Here is a 3428-nt window from a genome sequence, read left to right as displayed (position 1 = left end):
GCGCCTCCGCGATGGGCGCGGCGTCGGCGTTGCGACGGACCAGCACGGCAGCGGTCGGCGGCTTGTCGCGACCGTCCGCGGCGTATTCGGCGGCGATCCGGTCGGCGATCCAGGTCCGTTCGGTCTCGATGTCGGGATGCAGCGCCAGCCGCACGTCGCCGGGGTCGGCGCCCGGCCGCGGGCGCAGCGTGCTCACCTCGACCCCGCCGTACCGCAGCGGTTCGGTCACGTGATTGGCCAGGGCCAGCGCCTCCGCCGGGTTACGCCAGCTGGTGAGCAGTTCGAGGACCGGCGCCGGCCGCCCCTGCACCGGGAAGTCGGCGGTGAACCGCGGCAGGTTCGCGGCGGAGGCACCGCGCCAACCGTAGATGGACTGCATGGGATCGCCGACCGCGGTCACGGCGAGGTCCGGATCCTGGCCACCACCGAACAACGACGACAACAGGATTCGCTGGGCGTGCCCGGTGTCCTGGTACTCGTCGAGCAGCACCACCCGGAATCGTTCGCGTTCGGTGCGGCCGACCTCGGGATGGTCCTGCGCAACCCTCGCCGCGAGCGACATCTGGCTGCCGAAATCGAGGGCGCCCTCGCGCCGCAGCGTCTCCGCGAGCCGTTGCACCAGTGGCAGCAACGAGATCCGGTCGTGCTGGGTCTCGAGGTAGCCGAGCAACGTCTTCGAGGGCCCACCCCGCTGCCCCGGTCCCGCGGGCAGCGTGTGGATCAGCTTGTCGAGCTCGGTGTGGGCCTCACGCAGGTCGTCGGGTTCGACGAGGTGCTCGGCGAGCTGACCGGACAGCGCCAGAACGGCCTCGGTGACCGCCGCAGGATTGCGGTCGGTGTCGAGCTCACCGTCCCACGCGCTGACGACCCGGTACGCGATCTGCCACAGCTCGGTTTCCGACAGCAGCGTCGCCGACGGCTCGATCGGCAACAGCAACCCGTGCTCGCCGAGCAGGCGTCCCGCGTACGCGTGGTAGGTGCTCACCTCCGGTTCGCTACCGAGAATCCGGCTGCGCAGCTCACCGCTGGGGTCCAGGTCGCGGACCAGCCGCGAGCCGGCGAGTTTCGCGAGGCGCGTGCGGATGCGGGTGGTCAGCTGCTGAGCCGCCTTGCGGGTGAACGTCAGGCCCAGCACCTGTTCCGGGGCGACGAATCCGTTGGCGACCAGCCACACCACGCGCGCAGCCATCGTTTCGGTCTTGCCGGCACCGGCCCCAGCGACGACGAGGGTCGGCCCGCGGTGCGCTTCGATGACCGCGACCTGCTCGTCGGTCGGCGGGAACTTCTGCCCCACCGCGGCGGCCAGTTCGACCGCCCTGACGGTGCGCTTCCGCAGATCCCGAGGCGTGCTCATCCGCCGGTCACCTGCCTGCCTTCGTCGTGCGCGGGGCAGCTCGACATGACCGGGCAGTGCCGGCATCCGTCGTTGACCTGCGCGAGGAACTGGGGGCCGCGGGTGGCCGCCGCGGCCTCGTGGATCACCGTGCGCCAGCGCTCGAGTGCCTCCGCGTCCAGCGGCGGCTGCACCCGCTGGGTGGCGCCCTCCTTGTTGTGCGGTTTGGCCACGAACACCAGCCGGGCGCCGCCGGGTTCGGTCGCCGGCTGCCCGTCGATCGCCCCGGCCGCGGCCGCGACCTGGTAGGCGGCGAGCTGCGCGTGGTCGCGGGCGGCGTCCTTGGTGACCGGGTTCTTGGCGGTCTTGACGTCGACGACGACGGGCCGTCCGTCCGGGTCGCGTTCGAGCCGGTCGATGCGGCCGCGGAGCCGGACCCGCGGAAGGTCCTCGGACGGCGGTTCGAGGATGCCGTCGACCCCGACCTCGACACCCACCTCGGTCAGCTCGTCGCGGGTGCCGCGCAGCCACGTCGTGAACGTCTCGAGCATCGTGCGGGTCCGCTCCAGCTCGCGGCGTGCAAACCACTGGGAACCGAGATCGACCGAGTCCCAGGCACGTTCGAGGGCGCGGTCCACCTGGTCGGGTGGGATCCGTCCGGCGAGCGCCTGCACCAGGGTGTGCACGAGCGTTCCCGCGACCGCGTGGCTGTTCTCGCCGTCGGTGCCGCCGTGCCGTTCGAACATCCACCGCAGCGGACACGTCGTGAGCTGCTCGATCGTGGACGGGGACAGCGGAACCGCCTCGGTTTCGGGATCCCACAGCGGCCGGTCGGTACTGGGGTCGGCGGTGCCGTACCAGCGGTCCGGATGCGCGCCGCGCACACCCGCCCGGGCGAGCCGGGCCAGTTGCGCCGCGGCCCGCCGCTGTCGTTCCGGGTCGTGCGCGGCGACCACCGGATCGCACACCACGCTACGCAGTTCGGCGACGAGCGCCGGCAACGCGAGCACCCGGATCCGCGCCTCGTCGGGCAGACCGTCCGGTTCGAGCGCTTCGTCGTCGGTGTCCGTGCCGTCAGCGTCCCGGCCGAGCAGTTCGTCGACGAACCGCGACCGCACCAGGTCCGTGTCCGCGGAGGTCGCGTCGACGGCGGTGACGAGCAGCTCGCGGCGGGCGCGGCTGCACGCGACGAGGAACAACCGGCGCTCGTCGGCGAGCAGTGGCGCGGTCCGCGACAACCGGGTGGTGCCGTCGGCTCCCCCGTCGACGCCGGAGACCGCGTCGAGGAGCGCCTCGATGCCGAGCAGGGTGCCGCGCGCACGCAGGCTCGGCCACAGGCCTTCCTGGACTCCGGCGACCGCGACGACGTCCCAATCGCGGCCGACCGCCGAATGCGCGCTGACCACCGTGACCGCTTCGGATTCGGCGGTGGCGCGGTTGCGGACCGTGCCCGGGATCTCCTGTTCGCTGAGGTAGTCGACGAAACCGGCGATGTGGGCGCGCGGCAGCCGGTCGACGTAGTCGGCGGCGGCGTCGAACAGCGCGACGATCCCGTCGAGATCCCGGTCGGCCTGCGCCCCGGCCGGTCCCCCGCGCGCGGACGCCGCCGCCCAACGACGTTCGAGGCCGGTGGCCTGCCACGCCTCCCAGAGCACGTCCTCGACACCGCCACCGCGGTTCATCGCGGCGCGCGCTTTGCCGAGCACCGCGAGCGCGCCCTTCAACGGTGCCGCTTCGATCTCGGTGAGCCCGCGCATCAGGTGCGCGGTGGTTTCGGCGTCCTCTCCGTCGACGAGCAGCGCGCGCAGCAGTTCCGCGGAGTCGCGGTCTCCCCCGGCGGCGACCTCGACACGCCGCAGGCCCCGGCGCAGTCGCCGCAGGGTCACCGGTTCGGCACCGCCGACGGGACCGGACAGCAACGCCAGGGCTTCCTCGCCGCCGAACCGCCGCCCCGAGAGCGCACGCAGCACCAGCAGCAGGCCGGCGACGCTGTGCTGACGGGCCAGCGGTAGTTCGGAGGCCGCGGTCGTCATGGGGACACCCGCGGCGAGCAGGGCTCGGCGCAGCGGCGCGAGGACGCGCGGCACCGAGCGCA

Annotated in this window: 2 protein-coding genes; both read right to left on the bottom strand. The window is 73.1% G+C overall.

The annotated features are described in order from the left end of the window. On the bottom strand, window positions 1-1354 hold a 1354-nt coding region (locus ACN675_RS28440; protein WP_420754000.1), incomplete at its 3' end, for an ATP-dependent helicase. Next, window positions 1351-3428: PD-(D/E)XK nuclease family protein (locus tag ACN675_RS28435; protein ID WP_420753999.1), on the bottom strand; the 2078-nt coding region annotated here is incomplete at its 5' end. The genes ACN675_RS28440 and ACN675_RS28435, both read right to left, overlap by 4 nt.

The organism is Rhodococcus sp. O3 (assembly GCF_048897285.1).
In the GTDB taxonomy this organism is placed as follows: Bacteria; Actinomycetota; Actinomycetes; order Mycobacteriales; family Mycobacteriaceae; genus Rhodococcus.
The sequence above is the reverse complement of the archived record's forward strand: the minus strand, read 5'-3'. Positions and strand labels throughout refer to the sequence as shown.